The 13,831-nt window shown below is 64.1% G+C and carries 18 protein-coding genes and 1 tRNA gene; 13 read left to right on the top strand and 6 right to left on the bottom strand.

The window, feature by feature from the left end; translation table 11 throughout:
- The first annotated feature begins 77 nt into the window (after positions 1-77).
- Positions 78-371: a hypothetical protein gene (locus EOD43_RS03095; protein WP_127740993.1), complete on the top strand. Its 294-nt coding sequence runs from the start codon at positions 78-80 to the stop codon at positions 369-371.
- A gap of 113 nt (positions 372-484) precedes the next feature.
- Here EOD43_RS03095 and EOD43_RS03090 read toward each other — a convergent pair whose 3' ends face one another.
- The gene (locus tag EOD43_RS03090) at positions 485-979 is read right to left on the bottom strand and encodes a hypothetical protein (RefSeq protein WP_240653058.1); all 495 of its coding nucleotides are present in this window, start codon (positions 977-979) and stop codon (positions 485-487) included.
- Positions 980-1,420: 441 nt separating this feature from the next.
- Between EOD43_RS03090 and EOD43_RS03085 the strand changes: the two genes are divergently transcribed.
- Together EOD43_RS03085 and EOD43_RS03080 are read left to right on the top strand one after the other, a co-directional pair.
- Positions 1,421-2,317, top strand: coding sequence for an ArdC family protein (locus tag EOD43_RS03085; RefSeq protein WP_127740991.1), 897 nt, complete (start codon positions 1,421-1,423; stop codon positions 2,315-2,317).
- On the top strand, positions 2,314-3,027 hold the full coding sequence (locus tag EOD43_RS03080) for a hypothetical protein (protein ID WP_127740989.1): 714 nt from the start codon (positions 2,314-2,316) through the stop codon (positions 3,025-3,027). Before EOD43_RS03085 ends, EOD43_RS03080 begins: the two co-directional genes overlap by 4 nt.
- Before the next feature lie 153 nt (positions 3,028-3,180).
- Here EOD43_RS03080 and EOD43_RS03075 read toward each other — a convergent pair.
- Positions 3,181-3,271, bottom strand: a tRNA-Ser gene (locus EOD43_RS03075).
- Positions 3,272-3,347: 76 nt separating this feature from the next.
- Here EOD43_RS03075 and EOD43_RS03070 point away from each other — a divergent pair.
- Entirely contained in the window at positions 3,348-4,250 is a 903-nt protein-coding gene (locus tag EOD43_RS03070) for a peptidylprolyl isomerase (protein ID WP_127740987.1), read from the top strand.
- Here EOD43_RS03070 and EOD43_RS03065 read toward each other — a convergent pair.
- Complete coding sequence (locus EOD43_RS03065) at positions 4,247-5,542, bottom strand: adenylate/guanylate cyclase domain-containing protein (RefSeq protein ID WP_127740985.1); 1,296 nt, start codon at positions 5,540-5,542, stop codon at positions 4,247-4,249. The two genes, EOD43_RS03070 and EOD43_RS03065, sit on opposite strands and share 4 nt — an antisense overlap.
- A 229-nt stretch (positions 5,543-5,771) precedes the next feature.
- Here EOD43_RS03065 and EOD43_RS03060 point away from each other — a divergent pair, with 229 nt between their 5' ends.
- Positions 5,772-6,281 carry a Crp/Fnr family transcriptional regulator gene (locus EOD43_RS03060; RefSeq protein WP_127740983.1) on the top strand — a complete coding sequence of 170 codons (510 nt, stop codon included), beginning with the start codon at positions 5,772-5,774 and terminating at the stop codon, positions 6,279-6,281.
- A gap of 87 nt (positions 6,282-6,368) precedes the next feature.
- Here the strand turns inward: EOD43_RS03060 and EOD43_RS03055 are convergent, their stop codons facing one another.
- Entirely contained in the window at positions 6,369-6,758 is a 390-nt protein-coding gene (locus EOD43_RS03055) for a YMGG-like glycine zipper-containing protein (RefSeq protein WP_127740981.1), read from the bottom strand.
- Positions 6,759-6,955: 197 nt separating this feature from the next.
- On the opposite strand from EOD43_RS03055, the gene EOD43_RS03050 reads away from it, so the two are divergent.
- On the top strand, positions 6,956-7,915 hold the full coding sequence (locus EOD43_RS03050; protein ID WP_127740979.1) for an esterase-like activity of phytase family protein: 960 nt from the start codon (positions 6,956-6,958) through the stop codon (positions 7,913-7,915).
- Positions 7,916-8,083: 168 nt separating this feature from the next.
- Here EOD43_RS03050 and rpmB read toward each other — a convergent pair whose 3' ends face one another.
- Positions 8,084-8,374, bottom strand: a complete 291-nt coding sequence (rpmB, locus tag EOD43_RS03045) for a 50S ribosomal protein L28 (RefSeq protein ID WP_127740977.1) — start codon at positions 8,372-8,374, stop codon at positions 8,084-8,086.
- 159 nt (positions 8,375-8,533) lie between these two features.
- On the opposite strand from rpmB, the gene EOD43_RS03040 reads away from it, so the two are divergent.
- The 7 genes from EOD43_RS03040 (at position 8,534) to EOD43_RS03010 (ending at position 12,817) form a co-directional block, all read left to right on the top strand.
- Entirely contained in the window at positions 8,534-8,848 is a 315-nt protein-coding gene (locus EOD43_RS03040) for a hypothetical protein (protein ID WP_206363480.1), read from the top strand.
- Positions 8,849-8,851: 3 nt separating this feature from the next.
- Positions 8,852-9,082, top strand: coding sequence for a YqaE/Pmp3 family membrane protein (locus EOD43_RS03035; RefSeq protein WP_240653057.1), 231 nt, complete (start codon positions 8,852-8,854; stop codon positions 9,080-9,082).
- A gap of 28 nt (positions 9,083-9,110) precedes the next feature.
- Complete coding sequence (locus EOD43_RS03030; RefSeq protein WP_127740975.1) at positions 9,111-9,566, top strand: nucleoside deaminase; 456 nt, start codon at positions 9,111-9,113, stop codon at positions 9,564-9,566.
- A gap of 44 nt (positions 9,567-9,610) precedes the next feature.
- A complete protein-coding gene (locus tag EOD43_RS03025) occupies positions 9,611-10,927 on the top strand; it encodes a hemolysin family protein (RefSeq protein ID WP_127740973.1) in 1,317 nt (438 codons plus the stop codon).
- Positions 10,928-11,093: 166 nt separating this feature from the next.
- Positions 11,094-11,414: an HU family DNA-binding protein gene (locus EOD43_RS03020; protein WP_276318196.1), complete on the top strand. Its 321-nt coding sequence runs from the start codon at positions 11,094-11,096 to the stop codon at positions 11,412-11,414.
- A 101-nt stretch (positions 11,415-11,515) separates the two neighbouring features.
- A complete protein-coding gene (locus EOD43_RS03015; RefSeq protein WP_127740969.1) occupies positions 11,516-12,307 on the top strand; it encodes a DUF72 domain-containing protein in 792 nt (263 codons plus the stop codon).
- A gap of 171 nt (positions 12,308-12,478) precedes the next feature.
- Positions 12,479-12,817, top strand: coding sequence for a UrcA family protein (locus EOD43_RS03010; protein WP_127740967.1), 339 nt, complete (start codon positions 12,479-12,481; stop codon positions 12,815-12,817).
- A 45-nt stretch (positions 12,818-12,862) separates the two neighbouring features.
- Here the strand turns inward: EOD43_RS03010 and EOD43_RS03005 are convergent, their stop codons facing one another.
- Positions 12,863-13,819, bottom strand: coding sequence for a TIGR03557 family F420-dependent LLM class oxidoreductase (locus EOD43_RS03005; protein ID WP_127740965.1), 957 nt, complete (start codon positions 13,817-13,819; stop codon positions 12,863-12,865).
- Between the last annotated feature and the right edge of the window lie 12 nt (positions 13,820-13,831).

Here is a 13,831-nt window from a genome sequence, read left to right as displayed (position 1 = left end):
GAGAACGCGCATGTTGGGACCTCGTATTGCTCACACGCGTTGAAGCCACGCGCCCCGTCCGGCGCGGGAGAGATGCTATGAAAAACTTGCTCGGCGCAGCTGCCATCATGATCATTTTGGCGGGGTCACCCGCGGCTGCACAAACCGCAGCTGCGAGCAAATCAACGTCGAAGGTGACGACCAACAATGGCAAGGTCGTCAGTTCAACATCGACCACGCAAAAAGCAGCCTGCCGCAACGACAAAGGCCAGTTCATCAAATGTGCGCAGGTGACCACCACCAGCGCGATGGCGAAGGTCAGCAAAGACGCCAACGGCAAGTGCCGCTACTCGACAGGCCCAAAGAAGGGGCAATTCACCAAGTGCCCCTGATTTCGATCACCGGTCGGGGTCCTTTGATCCCGGCCGGTGAACGCCACACATCGAGGTCCGCGCTCAATTCAGCCTTTGCTCGGCTCTAACGTAGGAAGCGTGGTTGCCTCGCGTTAAAGACCAGCGGTCAAGCCAAGCGCATAATAGTCTTTCCCGGCATTGCCCTTCACGCGGATCGACGGGGCAAGGTTTATCGAAACCGTCCCGTACGGAACAACCTTGCTGGTGCTGAAGCGCGCGCCGCCGCCAACGGCGCCGAATGCGGGAATGTTGATCCCCGCTTCAAGGCGCGCATAAGGCTTGATCGCGGTGTTGTCGCACTTCTCTTTCTTTGCGAATTGACCGTTTGTGGAGTCACGGCAGACCGTGTTCCCGTTGGTGAATGTCTGCTCGTAATAGCGGTCATTGTCGCCTTGGTAGATGAAGGCGCCAACGGTCGGAGCGAGGTAAAAGCGCGAAACGCCGACGCGATACGTCACGCCAACTTCGGCACCCCAAACATCATTATAGCGAGCTCCGCCCGCTTCGAGGCCTAGGTCGGCAGCGTGCGCCGGAACAGCCGAGCACATGGCCGCAACTGCGGCTCCCATAACCATTAAACGCTTCATCAGATCCCCTTTACGCGCACCCCCGCGCGCGAAGCGGATAGAATCGGAGATTGATCACGGGTCAAGCCAAGTCTCAGAGGTGGCACCATTTTGGTGGCATTCTGATCGCTCTAAACACGGAGCCCAAAGATGTGGGTGGGTTTCTACCAAGCTCCACGCAAGCCTTCGATGGCGACAAGTATGACCAGTTGCACAGCGTTGGATGGCTGAGAGTGCGACTCACCGCAGTTGAAAGAGGAGTTTTCCCCGCACCACTGACTATCTGCGGCGAGCCACGCCCTGTGTATAGCTCAATGCGCAAATTTTGCAAAATGGGTCAGAATTATAAGCCGCGCATCTCTCCGAACTAGAATGCAGGTCCTTCGGCGAGACAATATGCTCGACCGGTAAACTTAGGGCCGCCTTCCACGAACCTTTCCCCGCAATGGTCGGAGAGCGTGGATGAAGATGGACCTGTATCAACGGATCACAGCGGACATTATCGCTGCGATTGAAGCGGGTGTGGGGACGTGCCGAATGCCTTGGCATTTGGGCGCCGGCATTGGAGCGCCCGCCAATGCGCTGACCAACCGGTCCTATCGCGGGATCAACACCTTGCTGCTGTGGGCCGAAGCCAGCCGTCGGGGTTTCACGTCGGGGCGCTGGGCGACCTATCGCCAATGGGCAGCGCTGGGCGCGCAGGTGCGCAAGGGCGAGCGCGCGACCAGTGTCGTGCTGTGGAAGCCCATCGATGCGAGGGAGACCGAAGACCAGGATGGAGAGGGCGAGAAGCAGCGCCTGCTGGCGCGTGCCTTCCACGTCTTCAATGCTGATCAGGTCGATGGCTACGCATCGCCTGATAGTGGGCTCTCATCCTCGGCTCGGATTGAGGCGGCTGAGACCTTCTTCCGTGCCCAACCTGCCGATATCTGGGAAGGCGGGGACGTCGCCTTCTACGATCCGCGCGCTGACCTCATCTCGATGCCATCCTTCGGGGCCTTCCGATCGGCTGAAGCCTATTATGCGGTGCTCTCCCACGAGCTGGTCCATTGGTCAGGCGCAAAGGCGCGGCTCGATCGGGATCTGACGGGGCGCTTTGGTTCTGAAGCTTATGCGATGGAAGAGCTGGTCGCCGAACTCGGTGCAGCCTTCACGGTCGGGCACCTCCAGCTTGGCTGTGAGCCGCGCACGGACCATGCGCCTTATGTCGCGTCCTGGCTCAGGATCCTGGCCGATGATCCGCGCGCAATCCTGACGGCGGCGAGCAAGGCGCAGGCGGCTGCTGACTATCTGATCGGGCTTGCCAGCGAGGGGTCTGGAGCTTGTGAAGGGGCAGTGCCCCAGAGGCTCGCAGCATGAGCGAGAGCCTCACCAAATATCGGCTGTCCAAGTCGAAGATCGCAGCCTTCGAACATTGTCCGCGGCGTCTATGGCTTCAGGTGCACCGCCGCCATGTCGGACAATTCGACCCTGAGACGCTCGCCCGCTTCCAGTTCGGGCATGAGGTCGGTCACAAGGCGCTCCTAGCGCATCCTGACGGGATCATGGTCGATGCTGTGCCCGATATGCAGGCAGCGATTGATCGGACGGCGCAGTTGCTCGCAATGGCGCAGCCCAAGCCAATCTTCGAGGCGACGTTCCTCCACGATAATGTGCTGTGCCGTGTCGACATCCTCGACCCCGATGGTGAAGGCGGCTGGCGTGCGATTGAGGTCAAGGCATCACCTCGCGTCAAACCCTATCAACTGGCTGACATCGCGACCCAGGTTTGGATCATGCGGAGCTGTGGCGTCACCATCTCACAGGCGGTCATCCGTCACCTTGAGAGCGCGCCCGACTGGCGGTGGCCCGACATCGCTGCGGTTCGCTTCCAGGATGCCGACGTAACGCGCTCGATGCGGCGGCAATTAGCGCGGCGTCCCAATGTGGCTACCGATGCCAGCGTTTCAATCCGCGGGGCGGAGGTGTTTCGCGACACAGGCGAGCATTGCCACAAGCCCTTCGCGTGCGAGTTCAGGCGATATTGTGCGCTCGCGCAGACGGCGCCGCTGCTAGCGAGAATCGCCTAGCGCCTCAGCCCACCCAATATGCCGCACAAGCGCCCATGCTTTTTTGGTGCCGTGATCGTTCGCGGACATCCGCGGAAAGCCAATTTCAAAATGGGCATCAAAATGGGCATAGCGCCCATATTTTTGTCTAAAACATTGCTTTATAAGGATTTTTGGCGGAGCGGGAGGGATTCGAACCCTCGATACGCTTTTGACGTATACTCACTTTCCAGGCGAGCGCCTTCGACCACTCGGCCACCGCTCCGCATTGCTCTGGAACGCGCGCTCCTATCGCCTCGGGGCCGCTTCCGCAAGGCGCGGCGGCGTGCCATGATCGGGGGATGACGATCGCGCCCCGCCACATCCTGTCCGCTTTGCCCCTGCTGTTCGCGGCGACGGCCTTCGCCCAGACGGCGCCGGCCAAGCCGAAGACGTCGGCGGAGATACTGGCGGCCGCCCCCGCTTCGGCATGGAAGGCGGTGCCCGACGAGGATCTGCTGCTGCTCGATCTCGACAGCGGCGCGCGCGTCGTGATCGCGCTCGCGCCCGATTTCGCACCGGTCCATGTCGCCAATATCCGCGCGCTGACCCGCGCCGGATGGTTTGCGGGGATCACCGTCAACCGCGTGCAGGACAATTATGTCGTCCAATGGGGCGACGCGACCGAGACAAAGCCGCTGCCCGCCGGGATGGTCACCCCGACACCCGCCGAATATGAGCGATCGCTGGCGGGCCTGACGCTGCGCCCGCTGGGCTATCGCGATGCCTATGCCGAAACGACCGGCCATGTCGGCGGCTGGCCGGTGGCGAGCGACGGCAAGGCAGCGTGGCTGACGCATTGTTACGGCATGGTCGGCGTCGGCCGCGGCATGGCGCCCGATACCGGGAGCGGCGCCGAACTCTACACCGTCACGGGCCATGCGCCGCGCCATCTGGAGCGCAATATCGCCGCGGTCGGCCGCGTGCTCGACGGGATCGAGGCGCTGACGGCCTTGCCGCGCGGGACCGAGGCGCTGGGCTTCTACAAGGAAGGCGCCCCCCGCCCCGCGATCGTGCGCGCGACGATCGCCGCCGATCTGCCCGCCGCGCAGCGCCCGCATTATCAGTTGTTCGACAGCGCCAGCCCGGCCTTCGGCGAATGGGTGACGGCGCGCGCGAACCGCAAGGACGATTTCTTCATCCGGCCCGCCGGCGCGGTCGATATCTGCAACGCGATGCCGCCAGTCCGGAAAATGCCTGCTTAAAGCTGCGGCACGTTGACCCAGAGCAGTTCGAACCGCTGATCGTCACGCTTGGCGATTTCGTCGAACTGGTCCCCGCCCACCGTCTGCGAGAGCACGCTTTCGACCGTGCCCGGCGCGATCGGCTTGTCCGATTCGACGAGGACGAGGCCCGACCAGCCCGAATGATCGGCGTTGAGCGGCACGGTGCGATTGCCGTCGGCGGTGGCGGCGCCCGCATTCACTGCGGCTTCGTCGCCCAGCTGCCCGGCGCTGCCGTCGGGCGAGATGCCGTAGATCTGGAAATGCGGCTTCAGGCGCTTCACCTCGACCGCCAATGACGCGCTGGTTCCCGCATCGGTGCGCTGCCATCCGCCGGCCACCGAAAGGCGCGGAATGCCCTGATAGCGGTAGGCCTTGATCTTCTCGATCCAGCCGCATTGCTGCGGGACGAGGGGGGCGACCCCGCTGGTTTCGATGCGCTGGATCTTCACGCCCTTGGCCGCCGCATCGTCGATGATCTGGCGCGCGAGCGCATCGGGCGCCGAGCGCGAGGCGCCGGCCAGCGCGAAGACCTGTTCGCCGTCCAGCGTCGAATGTTCGGCGACGCGCAGCCACGAACAGGGGATGCGATCGATCTCGGCCGCGATGAAGGCGTCGGGATCGGTGCTGTGCCGCTGCCAGGCGAACAGCCCGCCGGCGATCGCGACGATCGCGACGCCCGCCGCGATCGCGGCACGGATCGAATTACGGCGCGCGCGCTTCGACATGCCCAGCCGCCCGGTGCGCACCGCCTCCGCCGACAGGCTGTACACATGGACGGGCTGCGCGATGTTCTTCAGCCGCACTTCGCCATCGTCGTGGAAACGCACCTTGATCGAGCGCAGATCGTCGCGCGCGCGGCCGGAGATGCAGATGCCGCCGGCTTCGGCCTGCGCCTCCAGCCGGGCGGCGATATTGACGCCGTCGCCGAACACATCACCATCGCTGTCGATGATGATGTCGCCGACATTGATGCCCATGCGCAGCTGGATATGGCGATCGGCGGGCAGGCCGACATTGCCGCCATCGGCGCGCTGCTGGATCTCCACCGCACAGCGGAAGGCGTCGACCACGCTCTGAAACTCGGCCAGCACGCCGTCGCCCGTCGTCTTGACGACGCGGCCGCGATATTCGGCGACCTTCGGACGGACCAGCCCGTCAAAGTAGAGTTTCACCCTGGCGAGCGTCCCCTCCTCGTCCAGGCCCATCAGCCGGCTGTAGCCGACGACATCCGCCGCGAGAATCGCCGCGAGCTTGCGATCAACCGTAGTCATCTTCTTCCCCCGAAGGCGCCCAGTTTATGAGTAATGGGGCCGTCACGAAAAGCGTTAAGTTGATCGCCTGTCCCGATTTCGTCCCCTATTCGCGGGATGCATCGCCGTTCGACGAAAAATAGGGCGGATTTGGCCGCCTTTCGTCGCGCGGGCCGTTGCGCATCCTTGTTCGCTTGCGCACAATGAATTCAGGGCCGGAGACGGGCAGGGATCGCCGGCGGGGACGATCATGGGCAAGACGCACTATATCGTGGCAGGGCTTGGCGACGCCGACATGGTCTGGCTGTTGTCGATGGGCAAGTTGCGCACCTTGAAATCGGGCGAGCGGCTGGTGAAGGCCGGCACCGCGCTGGAGGATCTGTTCTTCGTGACGCGCGGCACCCTGTCGGTCGTGCAGGCGGATGGGACGCCGGTCGTCACCCTGGGCGAAGGCGCGGTGATCGGCGAAATGTCCTTCGTCGAGCGGCAGCCGCCCTCGACATCGGTGGTGGCGGTCGATCGGGTCGAGTTGCTCGCGATCCCGCGTGCCGCGATCCTCGAACGTTTCGAGCGGGAGCCGGAATTCGCCGCGCGCTTCTATCGTGCGCTGGCGGTGTTCCTGTCGGAGCGGTTGAGGGAAACGACCGCAGCCATGCGCGCGGCCGGACAGCATCCTGAAAATCTGGCGATGACGCCGGGCGGGGGCGATCGGTTCGGCCGCTTCGTCCGCATGCTCAAGGGCAGCGGCGCGCCGGCCTGACGCAGATACGGTGAAGGCCGCCGCCCCTTCCGGAGGACGACGGCCTTCTCCCCAGTACGCCACCCGGGGACCGTTAAACTTTAAACCTTAGCAGTTGCGATCGATCGCGCGGCCGGCGAGGGCGCCGACACCTGCGCCGACGATAGCGCCGGTGGTGCCGTCTCGATCGTTGTAGCGGCCATTGCCGATCTCGTTGCCGAGCAGACCGCCGGCGATCGCACCGATGATCGTGCCGCCGGTGCCCTTGTCGCGGCAGCGGCCACGGCCACCATAATAACGGCGATCATTGTAGCCCCGGCCATAATAGCCACGGTCATAGCCACGGCCACCATAATAGCGGCGATCATAATCGCGATAATGACGGACCTGCTCGTAACCGCCACGGCCATAATAAGGCTGGGCTTCGGCGACGACCGGGGCAACCGCGGTCAGCGCGACGGCGGAAGCGGCGAGGCCAGTCAGGAACTTACGCAACATAACCTTTCTCCTTCACTCGAGCGGGGAACGCCTTGGGGCTCTGCCCCGCTCTCCTCGCGGACTCGACGGCCTCATCGGCCTTTTCGATGAGACCCTTATTCCATGATTCGCGTGACCCCATGCTGAACGCGCTCGTTGGCCGGCGTTCAGCTTCGCGGACGCTTTCGGCCATCGCGACAAGCGGCTAGAAAGCCGCCATGCAAAGGGCTGCCCTCGCTGCGATCGCATGGCTTTTGACGGGTACGGCGTCGCTGCCCGATCCCACGATCGATCATGTGACGGCCGAAGCCGTGCCGCTCGATCCCAATGATCCCGCGCATGTTCAGGTGGGGTCGCTGCGCTATCTTTCGGGCTGGGTGCTCAACAGCCGCAATCCGCGCTTCGGCGGCTATTCGGCGCTCCACGTCAAAGGCAATGTCTTCGCGGCGCTCGCGGATACCGGGGAGTATCTGGGCTTCCACATGGCGGCGCTGGGCGCGATCGAGGATGTGCGCTTCGGCCGCCTGCCCGATTATCCGGGGCGCACCGGCGCGAAATCGGATCGCGATTCCGAATCGCTCGCGGTCGATCCCGCCACCGGGCGCATGTGGGTCGGCTTCGAACAATATAACGCCATTTACCGCTTCGCGCCGGGCTTCGCCAAAGCCGAGGCATCGGCCCGCCCCGCCGCAATGGCCGAATGGCCGTCGAACGAGGGGCCGGAAAGCCTGGCGCGCCTGAGCGACGGGCGCTTCATCACGATTCAGGAAGGCAAGCAGGACGCGCCAGAGCCGCATCCGGCGCTTTTATTCCCCAAGGATCCGACCGCCCCCGATTCGGCGCCGATCGCGTTCAGCTATCGCCCGCCCGAAAATTATGCGCCCACCGACGCCGCACAGCTGCCCGACGGTCGCCTGGTCGTCCTCAACCGGCATTTCCGCCTGTCGGACGGCATGTGGGCGGCGGTCACTGTGTTCGATCCGAAGGATATCAAGCCGGGCCAGACCGTCCCCAGCACGCTGCTAGCCGAGATTCGCCCGCCGCTGACCATCGACAATATGGAAGGCCTGTCTGTCACGCAGGAAGGCGGCCGCACGATTCTCTGGCTGATCTCGGACGACAATCAGAACGGGATTCAAAAGACGCTGCTGATGAAGTTCGCGCTCGAAGAGAAGTGATTCGGTTTGCTTGATCCGCTCACGCGGATGGTGCGGCACCGGGCCCCGCGGCCCCCCCCCCCCCGCCGCAGGTTCAGCTACGCTGAACCTGCCCAAAACAAACACGAAAAGGCCGGGCCACCCCATTGGGGCGACCCGGCCTTTTCATAAGCGGGCTTCGCAGAAAGCTTAGGCGGCTGCCTGAAGCTTCTTGGAGACTTCGCGCTTCAGACGACGTGCGCGCAGCGACAGGTCGGTGTCCGAAGTCTTGAGCAGCCAGTTGTCGAGGCCGCCGACATGCTCGACCGAACGCAGGCCGTGGGTCGAAACCTTCAGGCGGAAGCCCTTGCCCAGCGCGTCCGAAAGCAGCGTCACGTTCTGCAGGTTCGGCAGAAAGGTCCGCTTGGTCTTATTGTTGGCGTGGGAGACATTGTGTCCCACCTGACGGCCCTTGCCCGTAAGCTCGCAAATGCGCGACATTGTTCTTCGTCCCGAATGATCTGGTTAGCCCGGAAAGTGGCGGCGGATAATGGCCGCGCAGAGATTCGTCAACCCACGGCAAGGCGGGTCGATGAAACCGAACCGGCAATGACTCGTTCTTCCCGCCAGCTTCACTTTGGCAGCGAAGGAAACATCGTCATGGCTACCCGTGAACATTATAATGAATATCCGGCCCGGTCCAGCGGTGCGCGCGTCGGCCTGATCGTCGCCGTCATCGCCGTGCTGGCGGTGATCGCGGCCTTCGCCTTCGGCCTGGTCGACATCAACCAGACCAAGCAGGGCAGCATGCCCGAAGTCAGCGTCTCGGGCGGTCAGGCCCCGGCGTTCGACGTCGATACGGCCAAGGTTTCGGTCGGCACCAAGAATAGCGACGTCACGGTTCCGAAGATCGACGTCACCACGAAGGAAGAAACCGTCAAGGTTCCGACCGTCGACGTTCAGAAGGCCAATTAATCCGTGGCGCGGCAGTTCGATGTCGACGGCGGTCAGATTGGAAGTAATCGGGCCTCGCCGGGGATCGTCACGCTGATCGCGGCGATCCTGCTGCCGCCGCTCGGCATCTTCCTCGATCGCGGGATCACCCCGGCCTTCTGGCTGGGCGTGGTCCTGACGATCGTGGGATGGCTGCCGGGGGCGCTGTTTGCGGTGCTCCTGCTGCTCATCCCCGAACGAATTCCGATTCGCTAGAAATCTGCGGGTGGGGTAGGCGGCAGCGATGCCGTTTCCCCTGCCCGCCCCCATGCGCATGGCACTCGACCTCGCCGCCGAAGCTGCGAGCAAGGGTGAAGTGCCGGTCGGCGCGGTCATCATGCGCGACGATGTCGTGGTCGCCACTGCCGCCAACGCGATGCGCGCGGGCCTCGATCCCACCGCCCATGCCGAAATGGTCGCGATCCGCCGCGCCGCAGAGGTGCTGGGCGCCGAACGGCTGGGCGATTGCGACCTGTGGGTCACGCTGGAGCCGTGCGCGATGTGCGCGGGCGCCATCGCCCATGCCCGCATCGCCCGTGTCTATTTCGCGGCCGAAGACCCCAAGGGCGGCGCCGTCGTTCACGGCCCCCGCCTGTTCGGCCAGCCGACCTGCCATCACCATCCTGAAGTCTATGGCGGCATCGGCGAGGCAGAGGCGGCGGCCCAGTTGCGCGCTTTCTTTGCGGCACGACGCGACTGATCATTGCCGAAACGTCCGTTTCGCGGCATTAGGCATGCAGCGCCATGCCGCAAACACCCTCCCCCTCGCCATTTCCCTGGCTCGATCTCGCCATCATCATCGCGTTGATCGCCCTCAATGGCGTCTTCGCCATGTCCGAACTCGCCATCGTTTCGTCGCGCAAGCCGCGGCTGGAGGCGATGGCGCGCGCCGGCCGCACCGGCGCACGGCGCGCGGTCGAACTGGCGGCGGATCCGGGCAAATTCCTGTCGACCGTCCAGATCGGCATCACCCTGATCGGCATCCTTTCGGGCGCCTATTCGGGTGCCAGCCTGGGGCAGCCGATCGCGGAGCGGCTGGTCCTGATCGGCGTGCCGCCCTCGGTCGCGCCCGAATGGGGCTTTGGCCTGGTGATCGCGCTGACCACCTATCTGACGCTGATCATCGGCGAACTGGCGCCCAAACAATTCGCGCTGCGATCGCCTGAATTCATCGCGTCGACCGTCGCTTTGCCGATGTGGGGCCTGTCGCGTCTCTGCGCGCCTCTGGTCTGGCTGCTCGATCAATCGAGCGCGCTGGTGTTCAAGCTGCTCCGCCTCGATCGCGAATCCGCGAACCATGTCACGGCCGAGGAACTCCATCTGATCGTCGCCGAAGCATCGAGCGCGGGCGTGATCGAGGAGAATGAGCGCGCGATCATCTCGGGCGTCGTCCGCCTCGCCGATCGCCCGGTGCGCGAGGTGATGACGCCGCGCACCGCAGTCGAATGGATCGACATCAACGCCGACGAGGCGACGATCCGCGCGACGATCACCGATATGCCGCACAGCCGGATGCCGGTGGCCGAAGGATCGGTCGACGAGATTATCGGCGTCGTCCACTCGCGCGATCTTGTCCGCGCGCTGCTGGCGGGCGAACCGCTCGATCTGCGCGCCTTGCTGCGCAAGGCGATTTTCCTGCCCGATCATATGGACGCGATGGACGCGCTGAAGGCGCTGCGCGAGGCCGAAACCCCGGTTGCCTTCATCCACGACGAATATGGCCATTTCGAAGGGCTGGTGGTCCCCGCCAACCTGCTGGCCGCAATCGCGGGCGGGTTCGCCTCCGATCAGGACGAGGATACCGATCCGCCGCTGGTCGAGCGGCCCGACGGCGGCTGGCTCGTCTCCGGATCCTATGCCGCCGACAGCCTGGCCGACCGGCTCGGCCTCGAACTGCCCGAGGATCGCGACTTCGCGACCGTTGCCGGCTTCGCCCTGTGGCGGCTCAAGCACTTGCCGTCCACGGGCGAACGCTTCGATTATAAGGGCTGGCGATTCGAGATCGTCGACATGGACGGCCGTCGCATCGACAAACTGATCGCCAGCCCGACAGAAGATTGACCCGATCGATCGATTGCGCAGGTCATTGCAGGCACATTTCGTGTGTTTGACGATCGTTAATCAGTAATCGGCCCGGAAATGGGCTTTTTTGTCGGCATTTTGGTGCGCACTTGTCGCTTTTCGGATTGCCCCGCCTGAAAAGCCCGCGCACAAGGGGCGCCTTGCGCTGCCCACTGGCGCAAACCCTTCAAGAGTAAAAGCAGGAGCTGACATGAACACTGCCGACATCGCAGGCGCCGTCGCCGCGGACCAGGGCATCGAAAAGGCCGCCGCCAAGCGCGTGATCGACGCCGCCCTCAAGATCATCACCGACGCAGCGGTGAAGGGTGATGAAGTGTCGCTCCCCGGCTTCGGCAAGTTCAAGGTTACCGCCCGTCCGGCGCGCGAAGGCCGCAACCCGGCCACCGGCGCGACCCTGACCATCCCGGCGTCGAAGAAGGTCGGTTTCACCCCGGCCAAGGCGCTCAAGGATGCCGTCAACGGCTAATCCTTTCCCTTAGGGGCAAAGCATCGCGGGGGGCGGGAAACGGGTTGCCGTTTCCCGCCCCTTTCGTTTTGATGCGCCCCGAACGGCTTGGGAGAGCGTGAATGGCGGGCAAGGCTTATGTCGGGATCGGCGGCTGGACCTATGAGCCGTGGCGCGACAATTTCTATCCCAAGGGGCTGGCGCAGGCGCGTGAGCTGGAATTCGCGTCGCGCGCAGTGACCGCGATCGAGATCAACGGCACCTATTATGGCAGCCAGAAGCCCGAAAGCTTCGCCAAATGGGCCGAAACGGTGCCCGATGGCTTCATCTTCTCGGTCAAGGCGTCGCGCTTCGCCACCAACCGCAAGAAGCTGGGCGAGGGCGCGGAATCGGTCGCCAAATTCCTCAACCAGGGCATCACCCGCCTCGGCGATCGGCTCGGCCCGATTCTGTGGCAGTTCATGGCCACCAAGCAGTTCGACGCGGAGGATTTCGAAGCCTTCCTCAAGCTGCTTCCGCCCGAGCTGGACGGGCTGCGGCTCCGCCACGCGCTGGAGGTGCGGCACGAAAGCTTCGTCTGTCCGGAGTTCGTCGATCTCGCGCGGCGCTACGGCGCGGCGATCGTTTTCGCCGATCATGCCAAATATCCGATGGTCGCCGATCTGACCGCCGACTTCGTCTATGCGCGACTTCAGGACGCCGCCCCCGACGTGCCCACCGGCTACGACTCCGCCGCGCTCGATCGCTGGGCGGGCGTCGTGAAGGGCTGGCAGGCGGGCGAAGACCCCGCCGATCTGCCCCATGCGGCCCCCAAACCCGCCGAAAAGCGTGATCGCGACGTTTTTTTATTCATGATCAATGGCGCCAAGGAGCGCGCGCCTGCTGCAGCGAAAGCATTGATCGAACGTCTTTAAGTCGTTTCTGCGTTGCACCTGCGATGCTGCAACGCGCAATCGAATCAAACAGTTACGTCATTGTTTCGTCGTCGAGGTGATTCTATATCCCGCGTGCCGGCCGCCCCCAAATGACCGGCATGAACGTAAGGCCCAACCCAAACAAAGGGGCCGCGTTTGCAGGAGACTATTATGACCAAGACCATGTTTGCGTCGGCGCTGCTCGGCGCCGCTTTGCTTTCTACTTCCGCCTTCGCCGCCGAAAGCCAGATCGAGGTGGCCGGTTCGACCGGTGCCGCGCTCGTCCAGAGCAGCGAAGTCCGCACCAACGATCTCAACCTCGCCAACCGCGCCGATCAGACTGAGCTGCGCGCGCGTGTGAACCAGGCCGTCGCCAGCGCCTGCACCTTCAGCAACGGCGCGGTCGACACCGCCTGCGCCGGTGACGCCAAGGCCGCCGCCAGCGTCAAGACCGAAGCGATGATCGCCGCCGCCAACAGCGGCACGTCGGTCGCCCGCGGCGCCAACTAAGCTGCCTTTTGCCGGCGGATGGTCCTCCATCCGCCGGAATCGGCCTCAGCCCAATGCGGGCCGCAATTCATCCTTGAAGAAACGAATGAAGCCTTCCTGATCCGGCCCCGGCGACGTCAGCACGACATGATCGTAATTGGCCGCCGTATATTTGCGCACCTGATCGACATGCGGCCCGACATCCGGCCCCGCCGATAGCGAATCCGCCAGATCCTCTGGCCGGATATATTGCGTCGCCGCCTCGAACCCTTCGACGGTCGGCAATTCGCTGTTCACTGCCCAGCCGAGGCCCGAGAAGCGGAATCGCTCATGCGCGATTTCCAGCCCCTTCTCTTTGGTGGGCGCCCAGGCAAGCAAAGCCTCCGAATAAGCCGGCCCCTTCTTCGCCGATTGCGAACGGAAGCCGTCGACCAGTTCGGCGTTCGGCTCGGTCGTCATGATGCCGTCCGCCTTGTCGGCGGCGAGCGCCACCGAATGATCGCCGCTGACCCCGACGACGATCGGGATCGGTTTGGCCGGCACTTCGAATATCTGCGCATGGTCGATATCGTAATAACTGCCGGTCCAGCTACGCGCCCCGCCGTCCCAGAGCAGGCGGAAGATGTCGATCGCCTCGCCCAGCATCGCATGCCGCTCGATCGTCGCGGGCCAGTGTGCGCCGACGACATGTTCGTTGAGCCGCTCGCCCGCGCCGATCGCCAGCGTGAACCGGTCGTCGCTCATCACCGCGATCGTGGCGGCCGCCTGGGCGATGATCGCGGGATGGTAGCGGATGATCGGGCAGGTCAGCCCGGTCGCGATCCCGATCTTCGACGTCGCATGCGCGATCGCGCCGAGCACGCTCCATGCGAACGGGGAATGCCCCTGCGAGAACAGCCAGGGATGGAAGTGATCGGAGATCGACACGAAGTCGAACCCCGCCTCCTCCGCCAGCACGGCGTTGCGCACCAGCTCCTTCGGCCCATGCTCCTCGGTCATGAGCTTATATCCGTATTTCGTCATGGCTCGCCTCCT

Origin of the sequence: Sphingomonas crocodyli (assembly GCF_004005865.1) — a bacterium.
In the GTDB taxonomy this organism is placed as follows: domain Bacteria; phylum Pseudomonadota; class Alphaproteobacteria; order Sphingomonadales; family Sphingomonadaceae; genus Rhizorhabdus; species Rhizorhabdus crocodyli.
The sequence above is the reverse complement of the archived record's forward strand: the minus strand, read 5'-3'. Positions and strand labels throughout refer to the sequence as shown.

Bases quoted from the DNA above. Each gene is read 5' to 3' on its own strand.
- EOD43_RS03060 (WP_127740983.1), top strand. From the start codon at position 5,772: ATGGGCAAGACGCACTATATCGTGGCAGGGCTTGGCGACGCCGACATG.
- EOD43_RS03015 (WP_127740969.1), top strand. From the start codon at position 11,516: ATGGCGGGCAAGGCTTATGTCGGGATCGGCGGCTGGACCTATGAGCCG.
- EOD43_RS03080 (WP_127740989.1), top strand. From the start codon at position 2,314: ATGAGCGAGAGCCTCACCAAATATCGGCTGTCCAAGTCGAAGATCGCA.
- EOD43_RS03085 (WP_127740991.1), top strand. From the start codon at position 1,421: ATGAAGATGGACCTGTATCAACGGATCACAGCGGACATTATCGCTGCG.
- EOD43_RS03005 (WP_127740965.1), bottom strand. From the start codon at position 13,819: ATGACGAAATACGGATATAAGCTCATGACCGAGGAGCATGGGCCGAAG.
- EOD43_RS03010 (WP_127740967.1), top strand. From the start codon at position 12,479: ATGACCAAGACCATGTTTGCGTCGGCGCTGCTCGGCGCCGCTTTGCTT.
- EOD43_RS03050 (WP_127740979.1), top strand. From the start codon at position 6,956: ATGCAAAGGGCTGCCCTCGCTGCGATCGCATGGCTTTTGACGGGTACG.
- EOD43_RS03030 (WP_127740975.1), top strand. From the start codon at position 9,111: ATGCCGTTTCCCCTGCCCGCCCCCATGCGCATGGCACTCGACCTCGCC.
- EOD43_RS03095 (WP_127740993.1), top strand. From the start codon at position 78: ATGAAAAACTTGCTCGGCGCAGCTGCCATCATGATCATTTTGGCGGGG.
- EOD43_RS03055 (WP_127740981.1), bottom strand. From the start codon at position 6,758: ATGTTGCGTAAGTTCCTGACTGGCCTCGCCGCTTCCGCCGTCGCGCTG.
- EOD43_RS03070 (WP_127740987.1), top strand. From the start codon at position 3,348: ATGACGATCGCGCCCCGCCACATCCTGTCCGCTTTGCCCCTGCTGTTC.
- EOD43_RS03025 (WP_127740973.1), top strand. From the start codon at position 9,611: ATGCCGCAAACACCCTCCCCCTCGCCATTTCCCTGGCTCGATCTCGCC.
- rpmB (WP_127740977.1), bottom strand. From the start codon at position 8,374: ATGTCGCGCATTTGCGAGCTTACGGGCAAGGGCCGTCAGGTGGGACAC.
- EOD43_RS03065 (WP_127740985.1), bottom strand. From the start codon at position 5,542: ATGACTACGGTTGATCGCAAGCTCGCGGCGATTCTCGCGGCGGATGTC.
- EOD43_RS03090 (WP_240653058.1), bottom strand. From the start codon at position 979: ATGAAGCGTTTAATGGTTATGGGAGCCGCAGTTGCGGCCATGTGCTCG.
- EOD43_RS03040 (WP_206363480.1), top strand. From the start codon at position 8,534: ATGGCTACCCGTGAACATTATAATGAATATCCGGCCCGGTCCAGCGGT.